The sequence below is a fragment of the Streptomyces sp. SID12501 genome, assembly GCF_010550245.1.
GTDB lineage: Bacteria > Actinomycetota > Actinomycetes > Streptomycetales > Streptomycetaceae > Streptomyces.
In genome coordinates, this window is sequence record NZ_JAAGLU010000488.1 from 1 (window position 1) to 488 (window position 488).

The following is a 488-nucleotide window of genomic DNA, read 5'->3' on the forward strand; positions in this document are numbered from 1 at the left end:
CCCGCGACGGCCGCGCCGCCGCCCGGGCGGTCGGGGCACGACAGGGTCAGGACGAGGTGGGTCGGGTCGACATCCGAGGTGTGGGACACGAGGCCCGAGAGTAGTGCGCGGGCCGCGCGGACTGAGACGATGACCGCATGACGGCCCTCGACATCCGCCCGGTCACGGTCGACGACGCCGGTGAGCTGCTCACGCTGCGGCGCGCCGCGTTCGTCACCGAGGCGCAGCAGTACGGCGACCCGAACATCCCGCCGCTGACGCAGACGCTCAAGGAGCTCAAGGCCGACCTCACGGCCGACGGCGTCATCACGCTCGGTGCGTGGGGGGGGCACCGGCTGGTCGGGTCGATCCGCGTCCTCGTCGAGGGCGGCAAGGCAACGCTCGGCCGGTGCGCCGTCGCGCCCGACCTGCAGGGCAAGGGCATCGGCACCGTGCTGCTCTCCGCGATCCTGCCGACCCTCCCGGACGGCATCGAGGAGGTCTGGGTG

General features: G+C 73.6%; 1 protein-coding gene. It reads left to right on the plus strand.

What is annotated here, in order from left to right:
* Window positions 1–137: 137 nt before the first annotated feature.
* On the plus strand, window positions 138–488 hold a 351-nt coding region (locus G3I71_RS46910; protein WP_164325054.1), incomplete at its 3' end, for a GNAT family N-acetyltransferase.